Below are 19222 nucleotides of genomic sequence, written 5' to 3'. Positions count from 1 at the left end.
GTAGGGGTTTCGTGGCGGCCTTATCTATCCCCCCGTACGCCTCAGACTTGCGCCCTGACCGTCACTGTCACATACTGCGCGTATGACAAAAGGCGGGGACAGTGAAGCTGGGCCTGGTGGGGCAGGCCATACCATGACGGGCGGGGGTTCCGAAGTGGCCCAGGACGAGCGTCAGCTCAAGCTGGCCCGCGCCGTGCAGGAAGCGGACCTGGACCGGGTAGTGGCGATGCTGCCAGATGCCTTTCGTGCGCCGCAGCACACGGTCCGCTCTACCCTGAAATGGATTTTCGAGGCGGCGGAGCGCGACGGCGTGAACCTGCTCAGCCCACCGGAGGACTTTCAGGCTTGGCTGGGCGCTCCGCTGGGTGAAACCCGTAGCGGTCCCGACACAGCCAAGCCCAACACGGTCCGCACCCGCCTGACCCTGCTGGGGGCCATGTACCGTGCCCTGTACGAAGAGGGGCTGATTCGCCGCGACCCGCTGTACGGCTACAAGCGCCCACCCGCGCAGCGCCAACTGAACTACCTGCCGTCCAGACCGGCCATTGAGCGCCTGATTCTTCAGGCCAAGGACCCGGAAATGCGGGCGGCGCTGCGCCTGATTACCCGCCAGGCGTTCCAGACCGGCGAGGTGCTGGACCTGAAGTGGGCGGACATTGACCCGCAGCGCGGCACCATCCTGCGCCGCCGCACCGAGACCCACCTGGCTCCCGAAGTGCTGCACTCGCTTCAGCACCTTGCCGACAAGCACGGCGGCTGGTTCTTTTCCAAGGGGCATGTGCTGACCATCCGCACGGACGCCGGGTTCCGGCAGGCACTGTGGCGCACCTGCAAGGAAGCCAACGTGGACTACGTGCCGCCCTCGCATCTGCGGCAGGCGGCCCTGCGGGACTTTGGGCAAACCCTGACCTATCTGGACGCCGGCTACGTCAGCCCCAAAGCCTACAAAGAAGCCCTGGGCCTGGCCCAGGGGGTGCTGGACAGCCAGGACCAGTCCCCCAAGCAAGGCGACTAGCTCCCTTTGGTCCCGTGCTCTGGTTCAGTGCGGGTCGCCGCCTTCATCTCCTGCACGAAGGCCCGTAGGCCCGCCAGCATGGCTGCCTCGTCGCCCCCATGCTGCTCAATGATTCGCACCACCGCCGAGCCACTGATGGCCCCGTCTGCCCCCGCGTCCAAAGCGGCCCGCACATGCTCCGGCTGAGCGATGCCGAACCCCAGCAGGGTGGGCGGCGCGCCCGCGTCCCGCAGGGTACGAATCACGCGCTCGGCGGGTTTTGCGGTGCCGCCTCCTACGCCAGTCACGCCGGCGCGGGCCAGCAGGTATACGTATCCACGCGACTCCTGCGCCACGCCGCGCAGTCGCTCCTCGCTGGCATCTGGCGGTGCAATAAAGATAGGCGCGACCCCGTGCCGCTGCGCTGCCGCCTGAAAGCGGCCCCCCTCGCGCAGTGGCACGTCGGCGACCAGCACCGAGTCAGCCCCAGCGGCGGCCACCCCACCGTAAAACGCATCCAGTCCGTAGGATTCCACCAGATTGGCGTACACCAGCAGGCCCAGCGGCACGTCTGGATAATCGGCCCGCACCCGCCGGACGGTATTCAGACCCGTGGTCAGGCCCGCCCCTGCTGCCAGCGCCCGGATGTTGGCCGCCTGGATGGTGGAGCCGTCGGCCACTGGGTCGGAAAAGGGCAGGCCCAGTTCCAGCGCGTCGGCGCCGGCGTCCAGCAGGGTGCGGAGGATGCGCTCACTCGTCTCTATGTCCGGGTCGCCCAGCGTCACGAATGGCACGAAAGCGCCTTCTCCCCGCTCACGCAGCCCGGCAAACATCTTGTCGTAGCGGCTCATGCCTCACCTCCTTCATGCGGCTCGGCGTCCATCATCACCCGTACGTGGTCAATGTCCTTGTCGCCCCGGCCCGACAGATTCACCAGCAGCGCCGTGCCTTCCGGCGCGTCTTTGGCGACCTTGAGCGCGTAGGCCAGCGCGTGGGCTGATTCCAGCGCGGGAATGATGCCCTCATATCGGCTGAGCAGCCCGAACGCTTCGACCGCTTCTGCGTCGGTAATGCCCACGTACTGCGCCCGGCCCGACGCCTGCAAGTAGGCATGCTGCGGCCCTACGCCGGGATAGTCCAACCCCGCCGACACCGAGTGAGATTCTTCGACCTGCCCCTCGGCGGTCCGCATCACAAAAGTGCGTGACCCATGCAGAATGCCCACTTTGCCCGCGTGGATGGGCGCGCCGTGGCGTCCGCTGTCGAGGCCCTCGCCCGCCGGTTCTACCCCGGTCAGGCGCACATCCGGCTCATCAATAAAGTCCGCGAACATGCCGATGGCGTTGGAGCCGCCGCCCACGCAGGCAATCACCTCGTCGGGCAGCCGCCCGATACGCTCCAGCATCTGCGCCTTGGCTTCTTCGGAAATCATGCGGTGAAACTCGCGCACGATGGTGGGAAAGGGGTGTGGCCCAGCGGCGGTGCCCAGCAGGTAGTGGGTGGTGTCATATGACGCGGTCCAGTCGCGCAGCGCCTCATTCACGGCGTCCTTGAGGGTGCCGCTGCCCGCATCTACCGGCACGACCTTGGCCCCCATCAGCTCCATGCGGAACACGTTGGGCTGCTGCCGGGCCACGTCTTTGGCTCCCATGTAGACCGTGCATTCCAGGCCCATCAGGGCGCAGGCCAGGGCGGTGGCGGTGCCGTGCTGCCCTGCGCCGGTTTCGGCAATCACCCGCTTTTTGCCCATGCGCTTGGCGAGCAGGGCCTGGCCCAGCACCTGATTGGTCTTGTGGGCGCCGCCATGCAGCAGGTCTTCACGCTTGAGAAAAATGCGTGCCCGGCCTTCCAGTGGCAGATGCCGACACTCGGTCAGTGGGGTGGGGCGGCCCAGGTAGTCTTTGAGCAGGGCGCGGAACTCGGCCTGAAACTCGGGGTCTTGCTGCGCGGCGATGAATTCGGCCTCCAGCTGGTCCAGCGCGGGTAGTAGGATTTCGGGCACGAACTGACCGCCGAACTCGCCAAAGTAGGCCGGGAGGCGGGGCTGGCCGCCGGGGGTTGGGGCGTTGGCGGGGGAAGTCTGGGTGGTCATAGGGAAGGCTCCTGTTGGGGTCTAAAGGTCCAAGGGTCTAAGGGTCTAGGGAAAGCTAGTAGTCGCGCACGGCTGCAAATGCCTGGGCAATCAGCACTGCGTCTTTGACGCCCTTTTCCCGCTCCAGGCCAGAGTTGAAGTCCAGGCCGAGCACGCCAGTCTGGAGGGCGGCGCGGGCATTGCCGGGGTTCAGACCGCCTGCCAGCAGCGCACGGTCACGCAGGTCAGCGGGAATCTGTGTCCAGTCGAACACCTGGCCGGTGCCGCCTGCGCCGCTGTCCAGTACGAAGCGGTCTACGGGCACGCCGGGCTGGGGCTGGCGGGCGGCCATGTTGAGCGCGTACCAGACCTGCACGCCAGCGGGAAGCCGCTCACGCAGTGCTGTGATGAATATGTCGTCCTGACCGCCGTGCAGCTGAACGGCGGTCAGCGGCAGCTCGGCGGCCAGTGCAGCGGCTTCGGCGGGGTCGTGGCCGGTGTAGACCGCCACATAATCCAGCTCAGGGGCCGCCGCCGTAATGCTGCGGGCAGTGTCCACGCTCACCTGACGCGGCGAGCCGGGCGCAAAAATCAGCCCGCCGTACACGGCCCCGGCAGCGGCGGCCACCTGCGCCGTTTCGGGAGCTGTCAGCCCGCAGACCTTGTGCTCGCCGTAAATCAGGCGGCGGGCGGCGCGGTCCACATCCGGCTGTGCGCAGAGGCTGCTGCCCACCAGAAAGCCGTGGACGTGGGGGGCGATTTGCCGCACGGTCCGGTTGTCTTTCAGGCCCGATTCGGCCACCAGCAGCGCTCCTTCCGGAGCCAGGGGGGCCAGCCCCGCCGAGCGGCCCAGATCAATGCTGAGGTCACGCAGGTCGCGGTGGTTGATGCCGATGATCCCGGCCCCCAGTGCAGCGGCGCGGCCCATTTCCTCTTCGCTGCTCACTTCGGTCAGGATGTCCAGGCCCAGCGAGGTTGCCAGTGCGGCCAGGCGGCGGTACTCGGCATCGTCTAGCACCGACAGCATCAGCAAAATGGCGTCGGCGCCGTGCGAGCGGGCAGCCAGAATCTGCACCTCATCCACGATGAAGTCCTTGCACAGCACCGGCAGATGGGTGGACAGGGCCACAGCGGTCAGGTGCGCGTAGCTGCCGCCGAAGTGATCCGGCTCTGTCAGCACCGAAATGGCCGCGCCGTAGCGCGAGTAGATGCGGGCCAGCTCCTGCGGGCGGTAGTCGGTGCGGATGGCTCCCAGGCTGGGGCTGGCGCTTTTGCACTCCAGAATAAAAGCGTTGCCAGCGGCCAGCGCCGTTTTGAGGCTGCGTGTGCTGGGCGGCAGTGCCTGGGCGCTGAGGTGGGCGTAGCGCTCACGCAGCTCCGGCAGCCGCTCGCGCCGCCGCTGCACGATACGCTTCAGGACTTCGCTCATGCGTCTGCCTCCGTGTGGACTGAGGTTTTGAGCCGCTCTACATGCTCGGCTGCGCGGCCTGAAAGCAGATGTTCCATGGCCTGTTCTACCCCGTCCCGGATGGTGCCTGCGTCACCCATCAAGTACAGCAGCGCTCCGGTGGCGGCGGCGATGGCTTCGCGGTGGGCTTCTGCGCCCTGGCCTTCGAGCACCGCCTGAATCATCCGGGCGTTCTCGTGCGCCTCGCCGCCCACCAGCGCCGAGAGGGGCCGGTCCTTCAGGCCCAGGTCGGCGGGCGTCACCGTGTAGTGCTCAATGCGGTCATCCTCGAACACCTCGTACACCTGGGTGGGGCCGTGCAGCGCGATTTCGTCCAGTCCTGAGCCGTGCACCACCAGTGCCCGCGTGGCGCCCAGTTGGGCCAGCGTCTGCGCCAGCAGCGGCGCGACCTCGGCGCGGGCCACGCCCAGCAGCTGGCGGGTGGGGCGCGCCGGATTGAGCAGTGGTCCCAGGAAGTTGAGCAGGGTGGGCACTGCCAGCGCCCGGCGCAGCGGCATGATGCGGCCTACTGCCGGGTGGTACTGGGTGGCGAAGATGTAGCAAAAGTTATGCTCGGCCAGCTGCCGGGCGGCGTCTTCGGTGCTCAGCTGGGTGGGAATGCCCAGGGCTTCGGCCAGGTCCGCCGAGCCGGCGCGGCTGCTCACCGAGCGGTTGCCGTGCTTGGCAACCGGCACGCCCAGGCTGGACGCGACCAGCGAGGCTGCCGTGGAAATGTTGATGGTGCCCGCCATATCGCCCCCAGTGCCCACCGAGTCGGCAATGGGGCGCGGCTGCTGCGGGAAGGGCAGACAGGCTTCGCGGTAGGCCAGAGCCGCGCCTGCCAGTTCTTCGGCCGTTTCGCCGCGCGTCTTCATGGTCATCAGGAGGCCGGCCATCTGCCCTTCGGTCAAGTCGCCCGCGATCATGGCGCTGAACAGGCGCTGCGACTCGGTCTGGGTCAGGCGCTGGCCCAGCAGGGCAGAGCGCAGCAGGTCGGCGGGGGTGGGAACGGTGCGGGTCATAGCAGTCTGGGTCATGGTGGTCTGGGTCATGCGGTGGCCTCCTGGGGTTGGGGAACGGATGGACAGAGGTAGGCGGCGGCCCGCAGCAGCAGCTCGCGGCCATGGGGCGTAAGGACAGATTCGGGGTGAAACTGGTAGCCCAGCGCGGCGGCGGAGCGGTGCTCGGCGGCCATGCAGATGCCGTCTATCTCGGCCAGTGGGTGCAGGTCGGGCGGCAGCGTGCGGGTGCCCAGCGAGTGGTAGCGGGCCACACTGACGCGGCCCAGCCCAGCAAAGAGCGGATGCCCGGTGCCCTCAGCGGTCAGCGTGAGCGGCTGCGCTTCGCCGTGGACCGCCCCAACCCGGCCCACCGCCCCGCCGCTGCCCTCTATCAGTGCCTGAAAGCCCAGACAGATGCCCAGCACCGGAAAGCGGCCCAGGCTGGCGCGCAGCAGTGGCATCAACTCGCCGGCATCCTGCGGGTGGCCTGGCCCTGGCGAGAGCACCAGCAGCGCCCGGCTCTGTTCCAGCCGCTGCAAGAGCTCGGCGGCGGGTACGTCGTTGCGGTACACGTCCACGTTCATGCCTGCTGAGGCGAATTCTTCTTGCAGGTTGTAGACGAACGAGTCGCGGTTGTCGAGCAACAGTACATTTGGCCTGTTCATGCCAGTTCCTCCCGGCGGGCAGGCCGCCGCATCGAGATGGGGTCGGCAGTGTTCCCGCCCCATCCACTCGCCAGGGTCACGGCCAGCAGCACCGCCCGCGCTTTTTGCTCGGTTTCGGCAGCTTCGGCGGCGGGGTCCGAGTCGCGCACCACGCCTGCGCCCGCCTGCACGGTGCACTGCCCGCCCTGCACGAAGCCCGAGCGAATCACGATGCAGGTATCCATGTCACCGCCCCCAGCCAGGTAGCCCACCGCCCCGCCGTAGGAGCCGCGCCGCTCACCCTCGGTCATGCGCAGCAGCCGGGTGGCTTCCAGCTTGGGCGCGCCGCTCAGCGTGCCCATGTTCATGCAGGCGCGGTAGGCGTCGAGTGCGTCCAGCTCGGGGCTCAGCTGGGCCACCACCTGACTGACCAGGTGCATGACCTGCGAGTAGCGGTCCACGTCCAGCAACCGGGCCACGCGGCGGGTGCCCGGCACCGCCACCCGCGCCAGGTCGTTGCGGGCCAGGTCCAGCAGCATCAGGTGTTCGGACAGCTCCTTGCGGTCCAGCCGCAGTTCCAGCTCCTGGCGGCTGTCGCGCTCGGGGCAGATGCGGCCCTCCTCGTCACGGCCCCGCGCCCGCGTGCCTGCGATGGGGTACAACTCGGCCTGGCGGCCAGCCGCTGTGAACTTCAGCGCCGATTCGGGCGAGGCTCCGAACAGCTCGAATTCGCCCCCGTGTAGATAAAAGAGGTACGGGCTGGGATTCAGCCGCTTGAGCTCGGCGTAGGCGGCCAGGGCGTCTGGGCAGGGCAGGGTAAAGCGCCGCGAGGGCACCACCTGATAGATGTCACCGGCCTGGATGTGTTCTTGCAGCGCGCTCACCTGCGCCTGGAAAGTGGCGCTGTCGGGAAAAGCCTGGGCCTGAGGCTGGGGCAGCGGCGTGGGGAGCGGGAGCAGCGGCGTGGGCGCGTCCAGTCGCTCCAACTGCGCGGCCAGGGCGTCCAGCTCGGCCCGCAGCGTCCCCTCGCTGGCCGCCGTGCCCAGGCCCAGCAGCTGCGCCGTCTCCTGCTGATGGTCCAGCACCAGGGCGGTTTCAGCCAGATAAAAGCGGTAGTCCGGGCAAGTGTTGACGCCTTCTTTCACCTGCGGCAGCCGCTCGAACGAGGCGAGCAGGTCAAAGCCAAAGACCCCCAGCAGCAATGGCTGAAGCTCGTCTTGGCCGTTCAGCGCCCGCTGTAACACGCGCAGCGGCTCTACGTTGCTGGGAAACTTCAGCCGTTCGCTCTCACTCAGGCCTGTGGGCGGGGCCGCGAAATGCAGGGTCAGCTCGCCTGCGCTTTGGGCGCTGATGTGAGAGGCAAGTTGCTCTGCCAGCAGTTCCAGTGCCCTGTGGCCAGTGGGCGTGAGTGCCTGCGCCGTCACCGCCTGGCCCTGGCAGGTCAGCCGCAGGGCCGGGCGCAGCAGCATCAGGCTCTGGAGATGAGCGCCGGACGTGACATCGGCACTTTCGAGCAAGACAGCTTCGGCGTGGTCCCCAGGGCGCAGCGCCTGAAAGCAGTGCAGCGCGTCGGGGTGGTAGCGGGCCGGGGTGGAAGCAGGAAAAAGGAGAGACATGGACAGGGCCTTTCTGAAGAGGGGAGAGGGTCTTCAGGCGGGCCAGCCTGCTCCAAAAAAAATTCGCCCGCCTGCGCTGAAGCGGGGCGGGAGGGGTCCTGGGTTCCTGTGAGGAATTCAGACGCGCTGGCCGGCTCGCTTCTGCGAGGGCCACCACCAGCGGTTGCTCTGAATCGTCATGCCGCCGAGTGTACGGGGCTGGCGGGGCAGTGTCAACCGGGGCGGCTGTGGCTAGGATGCAGCCGCCAGGTGACGGATGACAACCGGCAGACGCAGCCGACCTACATTGACCTTATGAAACAGCTCATGCCGCTCATCTCACTGCCCTTGTTGCTGGCCGCCTGTACCCAGCCTGCCCGGCCTGCCGACGGCACTGCCACCGTGACCGTGCTGGGCCTCAATGACTTTCACGGGCAGCTGGAACAGAGTTCCTTCCGGGGCAAGCAGATTCCCGACCCCAAGAACCCTGGCAAGACCGTAGCGGCCCCGGCGGGCGGCATTTCGGCCATCGGCGGACTGGTCCAGGAAGTCCGCGCCGCCAACCCCAACACCGTGCTGGTGGGCGTAGGTGACCTGACCGGCGCGTCCCCGCTGAGCAGCAGCCTGCTGGCCGACGAACCTACGGTGATGGCCATGAACCGCCTCGGCATGAGTGTGAATGTGCTGGGCAACCACGAGCTGGACTACGGCCTCAAGGAGCTGCAACGCTTCCAAAAGGGCGGCTGTGACAGCGTCGCCCGCCCTGACAAGGACTGCCAGTTCGTGAATCCCTTTCCAGGGGCGAGCTACACCTATATCGCCGCCAACGTCTTTGACAAAAATGGTGCCCACGTATTTCCTGCCTATCGTATGGTCAAGGTGGGCGACCTGAACATCGCTTTTGTGGGCGCGGTACTGGAAGAAACCCCCAGCGTGGTGACCCCGTCGGGCATCGCGGGGCTGACCTTCCGCGACGAGGCCGACAGCATCAACGCGGCCCTGCCCGAACTCAAGCGGGCTGGAGCCGACGCCGTCATTGCGCTGATTCACCAGGGCGGGGCGGCCAAGTCGGCCTACGACCAGCCCGGCTGCACTGACCTGAGCGGGCCTATCGTGGATGTGGTGCAGCGCCTGGACCCCGCCGTGAGCGCCGTGATGACCGGCCACACCCACCAGGCCTACAACTGCGTGGTGGCGGGGCGTCCGGTCATCCAGGGAGCCGCGCAGGGCCAGCTGATGCAGCGCCTGGACCTCACCGTGACCCGCAAGCAGGGCGTCACCCGGGTCAGCGCTGTCAAGGCCGAAAATGTCCTGGTAGACGCGCAGAAGTACAGCTCGCCCGAGCTGGCCGCCCTGGCCGCCGAAGCCAAAGCCAAGACCGACCCGGTGGCGAACCGGGTGGTGGCCACCATCGCTGGACAGATCAGCCGTCAGGCCAACGCTGCGGGTGAAAGTGCCCTGGGCGATGTGATTGCCGACGCCCAGCTGGCTGCGACCCGCGCCGCTGAGCAGGGCGGTGCGGTCATGGCCTTTATGAATCCCGGCGGCATCCGCGCTGACCTGCCCGCGCAGCCGTCCACCACCGTGACCTACGGCGATATCTTCGCCGTGCAGCCGTTCGGCAACCTGCTGACCGTGCTGACCCTGAGCGGCGAGCAAATCAGGACGCTGCTGGAGCAGCAGTTTGGCAACCCTGCCGCCGGACAGAACCGCATCCTGCAGGTCAGCGAAGGCTTCGCGTACAGCTACGACCTGACCCAGCCTGCCGGGCAGCGCGTGAAGACCATCACCCTGAACGGCCAGCCGCTCGACATGAGTGCCGAGTACCGCGTCACCGTGAACTCTTTCCTGGCTGAAGGCGGCGACAACTTCAGCGTGCTGAAAGAGGGCCGTGACCGCCTGGGCGGCGGGCTGGATGTGGACGCACTGTCAGCTTATCTGCAGGGCGGCTCTGTGAAGCCGGGCGCACAGAACCGCATCACCAAACTGAACCCCTAAGTGTTTGACTTGGGGCGGCCTCAGTTCCTCAGTTGGACTTGTAGGGCAGCGCTCAGGAGTCTACCGAGCAAGGCAAGGGAGAAAAAGAAAAAAAGCGGGCCAGGGCGTCCGCTTTTCTTTTTCTTTGTCCAACGGTGCGGCTGACCCTGCGCTGGGCCATAGCCCTTAAGCTGAACCCTATGCGAATCGTGATCGTGGGTGGCGTGGCCGCTGGAATGAGTGCGGCCAGCCGGGCGCAGCGGCAGCGTCCAGACGCAGACATCGTGGTGTTTGAGGCGGGCGAGTACATCTCTTATGCGGCCTGTGGGCTGCCCTATGCGCTGGGCGGTGAGCTCAAAGAAGAAGGCTTCGGGCGGTTGGTCATCCGTACGCCGGAGCAGATGCGGGGCCGGGGAATTTCCGTGCGGCTGGGCCACCGTGTGCAGGGGGTAGACGCGCAAGCAGGCACCGTCACAGTGTGTGGTCCGGACGGCGCGGTCACGGCTGAGCCCTATGACCGCTTGCTGCTGGCGACTGGCTCCGAGCCGGTGCGGCCTCCTTTTGCCCAGACCGACCTGAGAGGTGTGCATCTCCTCAAGACCATCCCCGACGGGCAAGCGCTTGAGGAAACCCTGCGCAGCTCCAAGCGGGTGTGCATCATTGGTGGGGGCTACATCGGGCTGGAGATGGCCGAGATTTTGCGCGGGCGTGGTCTGAGCGTGGTCCTGGTAGAGCGGGCCGCCGAGGTCGCGTCCGTCCTGGACGGGCCACTGCGGGCTCCCGTGCGGGCGGCGCTGGAAGCGGGCGGCGTGGACGTGCGGACCGGTGTCAGCGTGACGGGCCTGACTGGGCAGGGCCGCGTGACCGGCGTACAGACGGACGCGGGCCTGATCCGCGCCGATACCGTGCTGGTGGCCGTAGGTATCCGCCCCCGCACCGAGCTGGCGCAGGCGGCAGGTGTCTCACTGGGAGCCACCGGAGCCATCGCCGTGAACGCCCGCCAGGAAACCGGTGTGCCCGGCATTTTCGCGGCGGGCGACTGCGCTGAGTCGCTGCACCGGGTGACTGGCCAGCCGGTGTACATCCCGCTGGCGCTGGGGGCCAACCGTATGGGCCGGGTGGCCGGGGTCAATATGGCGGGCGGCGACGCCACTTTTCCGGGCACCCTCGGCACCGGCATCTTCAAGACATTTGGGCTGGGTGTGGCGCTGACTGGACTCACCCAGGCCCAGGCGGAAAAGGCTGGACTGGACGCCGTTTCCGTGGACCTGACCACCACTGACGCTGCAGGCTACCATCAGGATGCCCGCCCGGTGCATCTCCGCCTGACCGGTGAGCGCGGCACTGGCCGGCTGCTGGGGGCGCAAATGGTGGCCGAGGAGCACCACGCCGCCAAGCGCATAGATGTGGTGGCCGCGTTGCTGGGCGTGGGCGGCAGCGTGCAGGACCTCTTCGAGAGTGACCTGGCCTATGCCCCGCCCTTTTCCAGCACCTGGGATTTTCCGCTGGTGGCTGCTGACCGGCTGCTGCGTCAGCTCTGAATAGGTCCTGAGTGGGCTTGCTGGCGGGTGGGCCGCTTAGCGGCGGTCCCGTTCCAGCAGATAAGCCCGCAGGCCCGCGAGGTCGTCGGTGTTGATCTGGTCCACGCCAGCGTCCACCAGCGCTTGCCACACGGCGGGGTGCTCGGGAGTGGCCCAGAAGCGCACCCGCTGCCCGTTCGCGTGGGCCTGCGCCACGATGTCCCGGAGCCGCTGGCGTTCAGCCGCTGGGAATTCGCCTTCGCCGTTCCAGCTGAAGGTCTTGGTCCAGTTGTCGCTGATGATGGGAATGAGGGACGCTGGAGCGCCGCCCAGGTCGCTCAGGCGGCCATCCATCCCGGCGTAGCGCAGGGTCTGGGCCTGCATGGTGGCTGGCACGCGGTTGCCCGAAATCACCACGCTGACTGCGCCAGGGGTCACCTGCCCGTTTTCGTAGCGGGTCAGCAGGGGCGCGTACTCTGCCAGCGCCCGGTCAATCGCCTGATAGGTGGCCTCGCCGTCGTCCTTGACGTCGATGTACAGGGTCAGGCTCTGCCCGGCGGGATAGATGCGCCCCCCGTTCTGCGCGGCGATCTGGCGCAGCGGTTCCAGATACAGGCTCTGCAACGTGCGCCCTGGCTGAAGCTGGCTGGCCTCATGGGCGACCAGCAATTGTCCGCCGCGCAAGAACACGTCGCTTTCCACACTGGTAAAGCCCTGGGCCAGTGCGTCCAGCAGGGGCCGCTCATGCTCGTAGTCGTTGTGGGCGTGGGCGCGGGGCAGCGGCGAGGCAATGCGTACCGTCTGCTGCGCCAGTGCCGGGGCCGCCGTATCAGCGGTCTGCACCGGAGCGCAGGCACCTAGCAGCGCCAGGAAGGAGACCACCAGAATTTTGTTCATGCCGCCAGGATAAGCACCGCATGTCAGAGGGCCGTCTGCCTGTGGGCGTTCGCGTTGGTTACCGCAGGGCCTCTGTCCTCACTGTCCCCAGCACCAGCCGTTCCTGCCGTGCCGGTGACTTGGGAGGGCAGCGCGCCAGGCCAGAGAATCGAGTGGCGTGGATGGCTCTTCCCGCCTCCAAGCCCTGCCTCAGTGCCGCGCCCGAGCTGCTTCACGCAGAAAAGCGCTCAGGGCCCGGTGTTCGGCTCCCTGGGTGGCGGCGGGCGGTGTGACCAGCAGCTGGCTGATGCCCACCAGTGGCGCTTCCAGGCCCAGCGTGGCAATCAGGCCCAGGTCGCGCTCGCGCTGGACAAATTCGCGCGGCAACAGGGCCACGCCGTGACCGTCCAGCAGGGCTTCGCGCACCGCAATCAGGCTGCCCAGTTCCAGGCTGCGGGGCGTCAGGCCAGCTTCCTGAAGCAGGCGGTCAGACTGCCGCCGCACCGACGAGGACCGCACCGCCCACAGAAAAGTCTCGTCCCGCAGTGCGTGTAGAGGTGCGTAGCGCAGTTCGGCCAGCGGGTGACCGGCGGGAAGCGCAGCCACCAGTTCGTCCTCGCCGGTCTGGTGCAGGTCCACCTTGCCTGCGGGCAGATTCACCGGCCCCAGCACCAGCGCTGCGTCCAGGTCGCCTGCCATGACCAGCCCGGCCAGGGTGCTGGAGTCGCCGGCCAGCAGTTGCAGATGCAGCCGCTGCGCTGCGCCCGCCGTCACCAGCCCGTAGGAGCGCCGCCCGAGCGAGTACGACACCCCCAGGTGCAGGGTGCGCTCAGGTCGCTCCTGCACCCCGGCGATATGGTCACCAACCTGCCGCAGCGCGTGGGCCACAGCGTGGGCATAGGGCAGCAGCCCCTCACCCACTGGGGTCAGTTCCACCCCGTGGGCGCGGCGGCGATACAGCGGCTCGCCGAACTGCTCCTGCAAGGCGCGCAGCTGACTGCTGACCGTGGGCTGGCTGAGGTTCAGCCGCTCGGCGGCCCGGCTGACACTGCCCAACTCTGCCACCACCGAAAAGGCGACCAGTTGATCTGAACTGACTCTCATAGCGGGCAGTTTATCGCTCTGGTCTATAACGCACCGGGAGTTGAGTCCCTGCTATAAGTGAGCTGAATATCTGGCCGAGTTACACTTTTGAGAATAGTTGACTAGAGTCAATAATAAGCGTAGGTTAAGTGCCCATCGCCCCGCCTTTTTTGGGCGTGCCAAAGTTCTTTCGCCTGCGGTCTGTGTCTGTTTTCTCCGGCCCCGCTTCGCATCTGGCTGCCCCTGACTGCCTGGAGGCCTTTTTTCACCATGTCTTCTCTTTCTTCCGAACATCTGCCTGCAGATGGCCCCCTGGATGACACCCAAATCCTGCGTTTTCTGGGTGGGCTGTGGCAGCTCAACCGCCGTATTAAGGCAGATGTGCTTCCGCTGCTGACGCCGCTGGGCCTGGACCTGCGGCTGTACTTCATTTTGCTGACCATTCGGCGGGGACAGGTCCACCCCAAAACGATTGCCGAAGCGCTTGATTTCCCGGCCAGCCTGCTGAGCCGCTATCTGGAGCAGCTGCGCACGCTGGGCTTTGTGGAGCGGCGGCTGGATCCTGCCGATTCGCGGCGCATTCTGCTGCAGGTGACCCCGGCGGGTCATCAAGCCCTGGAGAGCGCTATGGACGCCATCAAACACAACACCAGAGACCGGCTGGGTCAGCTGGAGCCTGAGCGCCTAAGCTCGCTGCTCGAAGCCATTGAGGTCCTCTCGGACCTGAACCTGACCAGCCATCCCGGCCCACTGATTCCCAAGGAGCAAGCATGACGACCCTTTCCGACTCTCCGAGCAGCGGCGTGCCCACGCCAGATACGCTGCCCCACTACACCGACGCCGAGCGCAAAATCACCCTGACTGGTCTGATGGTGGTGTTCTTGCTGGCGGCCCTGAGCCAGAACGTGGTGGGCACTGCCATGCCGCGCATCATTGAAGACCTGCACGGCTTTAACCTTTACGCCTGGGTCACCACCGCTTACCTGCTGGCCAGCACGGTGATGGTGCCCATCTACGGCAAGCTGTCGGACCTGTACGGGCGCAAGCCGGTGCTGGTTTTCGGCATTGTGGTCTTTTTGCTGGGCAGCGCCCTGTGCGGCCTGGCTGGCGAGCCGTTCCTGGGCAACTTCCTGGGCGGCGGCATGAATCAGCTGATCGCCTTCCGCGCCGTGGCCGGCTTCGGCGGCGCTGCACTGTTCACCACCGCCTTTACCATCCTGGCCGACATGTTCGACCCCGCCGAGCGCGCCAAGTTCGGCGGGCTGTTCGGGGCCATCTTTGGACTGAGCGCCGTGGTCGGCCCCGTGATCGGCGGTTTCCTGACCGACGCGCTGTCTTGGCGCTGGACCTTCTTCGTCAATTTGCCCCTGGGCCTGTTTGCGCTGTTTTTGATCATGTCCAAGATGCCACGCATCGGTCAGCGCACCGGCGGCAAGATTGATTTCTGGGGCGCGGCCCTGATTCTCAGCACCACCATTCCGCTGCTGCTGGCTCTCACCTGGGGCGGCGTGACCTATGCCTGGGACAGCACCATCATTCTGGGGCTGCTGGGCGGCTCGCTGGTCAGCCTGCTGGCCTTTCTCTACGCCGAATCCCGCGCTCCGGACCCCATCATTCCGCTGAGCCTGTTCCGGGTGCCTATGTTCAGCACCGGCAACCTGGCGTCGTTCGTGGTGGGCATGGCCTTTTTTGGGGTGGTGATGTTCCTGCCGCTGTATATGCAGATGGTGCTGGGCGTATCGCCCACCAAGAGCGGCATGAGCATGCTGCCGCTGATGGCGGGCCTGATGGGTTCGAGCATCCTGGCCGGCAACATCGTGGCAAAAAATGGCGCTTACAAGCCCTGGATGATTGGCGGTGGCATCGTGCTGGTGGTGGGCATGTGGCTGCTGACCGGGCTGCACGCCGACTCCACCTTGCCCGACCTGTACTGGCGCATGTTTATCGTGGGGCTGGGCCTGGGGCCGTCACAAAGTCTCTTTACCCTGGCAATTCAGAACGCCGTGCCGGTGCGTGAACTGGGTGTGGCGACCTCTTCCAGCCAGTTCTTCCGTCAGATTGGCTCGACCATCGGCGCAGCGGTGTTCGGGACTCTGCTGATGAACAACCTGCACACCGAGCTGCCCAAGCACTTGCCCCAGGTGCCCGGCGCACAGATGGACGCCAGCAACATGGACCTCGGCGCCCTGCGTGCTGCGGGCAGCGGCCAAGGCGGCCCCGGCGAGAAAATCAAAGAGGCTTTTGGTGAGCAGTATGTCCAGATTGAAAAGGCGCTGAATGGCGACGCGGCGGCGGCAGCGGCCATCCAGGCCAACCCACAGGTGCCCGGCGAACTGAAGACGCTGGTGGGCGGCGGCCTCAAAGCCCAGGTCCATGAGAAGCTGAGCACCCAGGCTGCCGCGATTCAGTCGGCGCTGAGCCAGGGCGAACCGGGACGCCAGGCGCTGCTGAACAGTGCCCAGACACCGGACGCCCTCAAAGCCCAGCTGAAGGCCCTGCCCGCCCAGGCTTTGGCGACCCCGCAGGCTTCAGCCGCTGTGGCCGCTCAAGTCAGCCAGGGTGTGCTGGCTCAGGAGGACGCCGCCTACGCCCAGGCCAAGATTCAGGCCCTGGCCAGCATCAAGGCCGAGCTGGATCAGCAGGGCACCGAGCTGGCCGGGCAGGTCAACACCGGGCTGAAAGAAGGCTTCACCGCCGCCATGACCCGCATGTTCGGCAGCGCCATCTGGGTGGCGGCGTTGGGCCTGCTGATTACGCTGTTCGTGCCGGTGCTGCCGCTGGTCAGCCGCCGCAGCGCCGCGCCCGCCGAACAGGAAACGCCCGCTGCTTCGGCCTGAGCGTTGTCACCATCAGTAAGGGGCGCCCCCAAGTGAGGGCGCCCCTTTTCACTAATCCATAGTTGGTTCTGGTATTTACTCGCCCCGCGCCGCTGCGATCAGCTCGCCGCTGAGGACCGCCTCACGAATCCGCAGCACTTCAGGGCGGAAATAGCGGTCCCCTTCCAGCGTGGGCATCAGCGTGCGGATGTATTTCCAGGCGCGGTCCACACCCACGCCGGGCGTCAGCTCCTGAAAGTCCAGTCCCTGCGCGGCGCAGGCCAGCTCAATTGCCAGCACACCCGCCACATTGTTCACGATGTCGCGCAGTTGCCGCGCCCCGTGTGCGCCCATGCTCACGTGGTCCTCCTGGTTGGCGGAGGTAGGGATGGTGTCCACGCTGGCTGGGTGACTCAGCACCTTGTTTTCGCTGACCAGGGCCGCCGACGTGTACTGGGCAATCATAAAGCCGCTGTTCAGGCCCCCCTGCGGCGTCAGGAAGGCGGGCAGGCCGCTCAGGGCCGGGTTGAGCAGCTGCTCGGTGCGGCGCTCGGAAATACTGCCCAGCTCGGCCACCGCCACCTTGAGCGCGTCGACAGTCACGGCGAGTGGCTGCCCGTGAAAATTGCCGCCCGACACCACTTCGCCGGTGTCTGGGAAGATGAGGGGGTTGTCGGTGACCGAAGCGAACTCGGTGGCCAGCACCCGTTCGGCGTGGGCCAGCACGTCCCAGCTGGCCCCATGAACCTGGGGCACGGCCCGCAGGCTGTAGGCGTCCTGCACGCGGCCATCTCCAGTCAGGTGGCTGGGAGCAATGTCGGACCCGGCCAGGTGGGCGCGCAGCTCACCCGCGACGGCCACCGCGCCGGGGTGTGGGCGCAGGCCCACCACGTCCGGCTGGAAGGGGCGGTGCGAGCCGTACTTGGCCTCTACTGTCATGGCGGCGGCCAGGTTGGCGGTGTCCAGCAGCGTGCGGGCGTCGGCCAGGGCCAAAGCGAGCACACTGCCCATCAGCTGCGTGCCGTTGATGAGGGCCAGGCCCTCTTTGGCCTGCAAGGTCAGCGGCGTCAGGCCCAGCTCGGCCAGCACTTCGGCGCTTGGGCGCACCTGCCCGCCGTAGTCCACTTCACCCAGACCAATCAGGGCCAGGGCGAGGTGGGCCAGCGGCGCGAGGTCACCCGATGCGCCCACGCTGCCCTGCGCGGGTACACGGGGATGAATGCCGTGATTGAGGAACGCCAGCAGCAGTTCGACCACTTCTGCCCGCACGCCCGAGTGCCCCAGCGCCAGCGACTGTGCCCGCAGCAGCAGCATGCCGCGCACCACTTCGTCAGGCAGGGGGTCGCCCAGGCCAATCGCGTGCGACACGATCAGGTTGTATTGCAGCTGCGCCAGCTGGTGCTTGTCAATCTGGACGTTCTCGAACTTGCCGAAGCCGGTGTTGACGCCGTACACCGCCTGTTCGCCGTCCACGATGCGCTCAATCACGTCGCGGGCGGTTTGGATGCGTGCTCTAGCGGGCGCTGAGAGTTCTACCTTCTCGGAGCCGCGCACCACCGAGATAAAGCCGTCTAGGGTGAGGGTGTTGTCCAGAATCATAAGTGCTTCTCCAATTCTTTTTCGTTGCGTGTGGGTGAGTGTTGCGGGCGGGTCATGCGGGGCAAAGGGCGGGCCAGGCTGCCGCGCAAACTGCTTGGCCCGCTGCTGCTGTCAGCCCAAGCTGACCTGCCCGGCGATGTTTTACCGGTGATTTTGCTGGGTTGCTGTTGGGCTCAGCTCTAGGATAAAGGGCAAGCTGAGCTGTGGGAGGGCAGCTCAGCCTGGGATGGGGCAGGGGATTCAACCGGCTGCTTCTCAGCTCAACCAGCCTGCACCGACGGCCATCCGGTACACCAGGCTCGCCAGCAAGATGGTCAGGCCAGTCCGCAGCAGCCAGATGACCAGCAGGCGGCCCAGACCCAGTGGAATGCGGGTGGCGAGCATACACGGCACGCTGCCTGAGAAGAAAATCACGCTGCTCACGCAGGTCACGGCGGCGATGTAGCGGGTGGCCAGGTCGGCGTCTTTGAGCAGCAGGGCAGGCAGGAACATCTCGGCCAGGCCCGAGGCCAGGGCACCGGCATGCGCGGTGACGCCCGGCAGACCCGTCAACCACAGGAACGGCCACAGCAGCGTACCCACCACGTCAAACACTGGGGTGTACTTGGACAGCACCAGCCCCAGAAACCCAATCGCCAGAATGGACGGGGCCACCACCGAAGCCATGTTGATGCCGTCACGCAGGTTGTCCAGCAGCAGCCTTCCCAGCGAGGGCTGGCGGCTGGCGGCGTCCAGGCCAGCGGCCAGGGCCTGCGCGCCCCGGTTGCCTGGCTGCGGCAAGGGGTCGGGGTCGGCGGCCACATTGTTCAGGCCAGCGATAGGCGGCAGCCACGCGGTGATGGCCGTGACCACAAAGGTGATGACCATCGTAGACCAGAAATAAAAGTTCCAGCTGTCCATCAGCCCCAGGGTGCGGGCCACCACCACCATGAAGGTGGCCGACACTGTCGAGAAGCCGGTGGCGATAATGGCTGCCTCGCGCAGCGAGTATTTGCCTTCCAAAAAGACACGGTTGGTGATCAGCAGGCCGATAGAGTAGCTGCCCACAAAGGACGCTACGGCGTCAATGGCCGAGCCGCCCGGCGTACGGAACAGCGGGCGCATGACCGGCTCCATCAGCACGCCCACCGCTTCCAGCAGCCCGAAGCCCAGCAAGAAAGTGAGGGCCAGTGCCCCGATGGGAATCAGGATGCCCACCACCAGCGCCAGCTTCTCGAAAAGAAAAGGCAGCATGTCGGGCGCAGCGGCCCAGGCAGGGGCCAGCCCGCTCAGGTACAGCACCGCCAGCAGCAGGCCCAGCCATTTGAACACGGTAAAGATTTTTTCGCTGGTGCTGCTGCGGAACCGTCCGTCCAGCAGTGGTGAAACGGCTCCCCACAGCATCAGCAGCAGGACGGTCCCCACAGCCAGCGGGCGCGCCTGCGTGACCAGAAAAGTGGTGAGGTGATCGGGGATGATGGTGCTGCGCTCTCCCACTGTGATGGGCACGAAAAATAGAATGATGCCAAGAGCGCTGAACAGCACCATTTTGAGCAGACTCAGGCGGTCAGATGGAGCGGAGGTGGGGTGCTGGGTCATGGTTAGCCTTTCTGTACGGGC

At 66.5% G+C, this 19222-nt stretch carries 15 protein-coding genes; 5 read left to right on the top strand and 10 right to left on the bottom strand.

Annotated elements, in window-relative coordinates:
- Positions 1 to 82: 82 nt before the first annotated feature.
- Positions 83 to 1015: a site-specific integrase gene (locus IE158_RS01630; protein ID WP_189641924.1), complete on the top strand. Its 933-nt coding sequence runs from the start codon at positions 83 to 85 to the stop codon at positions 1013 to 1015.
- Here IE158_RS01630 and trpA read toward each other — a convergent pair.
- The 6 genes from trpA to IE158_RS01600 are packed head-to-tail and all read right to left on the bottom strand — an operon-like array spanning position 1012 to position 7773.
- Positions 1012 to 1845 carry a tryptophan synthase subunit alpha gene (gene trpA / locus IE158_RS01625; RefSeq protein ID WP_189641923.1) on the bottom strand — a complete coding sequence of 278 codons (834 nt, stop codon included), beginning with the start codon at positions 1843 to 1845 and terminating at the stop codon, positions 1012 to 1014. The two genes, IE158_RS01630 and trpA, sit on opposite strands and share 4 nt — an antisense overlap.
- On the bottom strand, positions 1842 to 3086 hold the full coding sequence (gene trpB, locus IE158_RS01620) for a tryptophan synthase subunit beta (protein ID WP_189641922.1): 1245 nt from the start codon (positions 3084 to 3086) through the stop codon (positions 1842 to 1844). The genes trpA and trpB overlap by 4 nt, the downstream gene beginning before the upstream one ends.
- 55 nt (positions 3087 to 3141) lie before the next feature.
- A complete protein-coding gene (gene trpCF / locus IE158_RS01615; protein ID WP_189641921.1) occupies positions 3142 to 4494 on the bottom strand; it encodes a bifunctional indole-3-glycerol-phosphate synthase TrpC/phosphoribosylanthranilate isomerase TrpF in 1353 nt (450 codons plus the stop codon).
- Positions 4491 to 5564: an anthranilate phosphoribosyltransferase gene (gene trpD / locus IE158_RS01610; protein ID WP_229838829.1), complete on the bottom strand. Its 1074-nt coding sequence runs from the start codon at positions 5562 to 5564 to the stop codon at positions 4491 to 4493. The genes trpCF and trpD overlap by 4 nt, the downstream gene beginning before the upstream one ends.
- Entirely contained in the window at positions 5561 to 6178 is a 618-nt protein-coding gene (locus IE158_RS01605) for an anthranilate synthase component II (RefSeq protein WP_189641920.1), read from the bottom strand. The genes trpD and IE158_RS01605 overlap by 4 nt, the downstream gene beginning before the upstream one ends.
- Positions 6175 to 7773 carry an anthranilate synthase component 1 gene (locus IE158_RS01600; protein WP_189641919.1) on the bottom strand — a complete coding sequence of 533 codons (1599 nt, stop codon included), beginning with the start codon at positions 7771 to 7773 and terminating at the stop codon, positions 6175 to 6177. Before IE158_RS01600 ends, IE158_RS01605 begins: the two co-directional genes overlap by 4 nt.
- Positions 7774 to 8067: 294 nt before the next feature.
- Here IE158_RS01600 and IE158_RS01595 point away from each other — a divergent pair, with 294 nt between their 5' ends.
- On the top strand, positions 8068 to 9750 hold the full coding sequence (locus IE158_RS01595) for a bifunctional metallophosphatase/5'-nucleotidase (RefSeq protein ID WP_189641918.1): 1683 nt from the start codon (positions 8068 to 8070) through the stop codon (positions 9748 to 9750).
- Between the two features lie 179 nt (positions 9751 to 9929).
- Positions 9930 to 11270 (top strand): FAD-dependent oxidoreductase, encoded by a 1341-nt coding sequence (locus IE158_RS01590; RefSeq protein ID WP_189641917.1) that lies wholly within the window; start codon positions 9930 to 9932, stop codon positions 11268 to 11270.
- A 36-nt stretch (positions 11271 to 11306) separates the two neighbouring features.
- Here IE158_RS01590 and IE158_RS01585 read toward each other — a convergent pair whose 3' ends face one another.
- Both IE158_RS01585 and IE158_RS01580 read right to left on the bottom strand, forming a co-directional pair.
- Positions 11307 to 12146: a phosphatidylinositol-specific phospholipase C/glycerophosphodiester phosphodiesterase family protein gene (locus tag IE158_RS01585; RefSeq protein ID WP_189641916.1), complete on the bottom strand. Its 840-nt coding sequence runs from the start codon at positions 12144 to 12146 to the stop codon at positions 11307 to 11309.
- A gap of 189 nt (positions 12147 to 12335) precedes the next feature.
- Positions 12336 to 13229 (bottom strand): LysR family transcriptional regulator, encoded by an 894-nt coding sequence (locus IE158_RS01580; protein ID WP_189641915.1) that lies wholly within the window; start codon positions 13227 to 13229, stop codon positions 12336 to 12338.
- A 249-nt stretch (positions 13230 to 13478) separates the two neighbouring features.
- Between IE158_RS01580 and IE158_RS01575 the strand changes: the two genes are divergently transcribed.
- The gene (locus IE158_RS01575; protein WP_189641914.1) at positions 13479 to 13982 is read left to right on the top strand and encodes a MarR family winged helix-turn-helix transcriptional regulator; all 504 of its coding nucleotides are present in this window, start codon (positions 13479 to 13481) and stop codon (positions 13980 to 13982) included.
- Complete coding sequence (locus IE158_RS01570; protein WP_189641913.1) at positions 13979 to 16045, top strand: MDR family MFS transporter; 2067 nt, start codon at positions 13979 to 13981, stop codon at positions 16043 to 16045. The genes IE158_RS01575 and IE158_RS01570 overlap by 4 nt, the downstream gene beginning before the upstream one ends.
- 75 nt (positions 16046 to 16120) lie before the next feature.
- Here IE158_RS01570 and hutH read toward each other — a convergent pair whose 3' ends face one another.
- Together hutH and IE158_RS01560 are read right to left on the bottom strand one after the other, a co-directional pair.
- Complete coding sequence (gene hutH, locus IE158_RS01565) at positions 16121 to 17623, bottom strand: histidine ammonia-lyase (protein ID WP_189641912.1); 1503 nt, start codon at positions 17621 to 17623, stop codon at positions 16121 to 16123.
- 255 nt (positions 17624 to 17878) lie between these two features.
- On the bottom strand, positions 17879 to 19201 hold the full coding sequence (locus IE158_RS01560; protein WP_189641911.1) for a YjiH family protein: 1323 nt from the start codon (positions 19199 to 19201) through the stop codon (positions 17879 to 17881).
- Between the last annotated feature and the right edge of the window lie 21 nt (positions 19202 to 19222).

Origin of the sequence: Deinococcus piscis, assembly GCF_014653275.1 — a bacterium.
GTDB classification, from domain to species: domain Bacteria; phylum Deinococcota; class Deinococci; order Deinococcales; family Deinococcaceae; genus Deinococcus; species Deinococcus piscis.
Note: the sequence above shows the minus strand (reverse complement) of the source record. Positions and strands in the feature narration are given on the sequence as shown.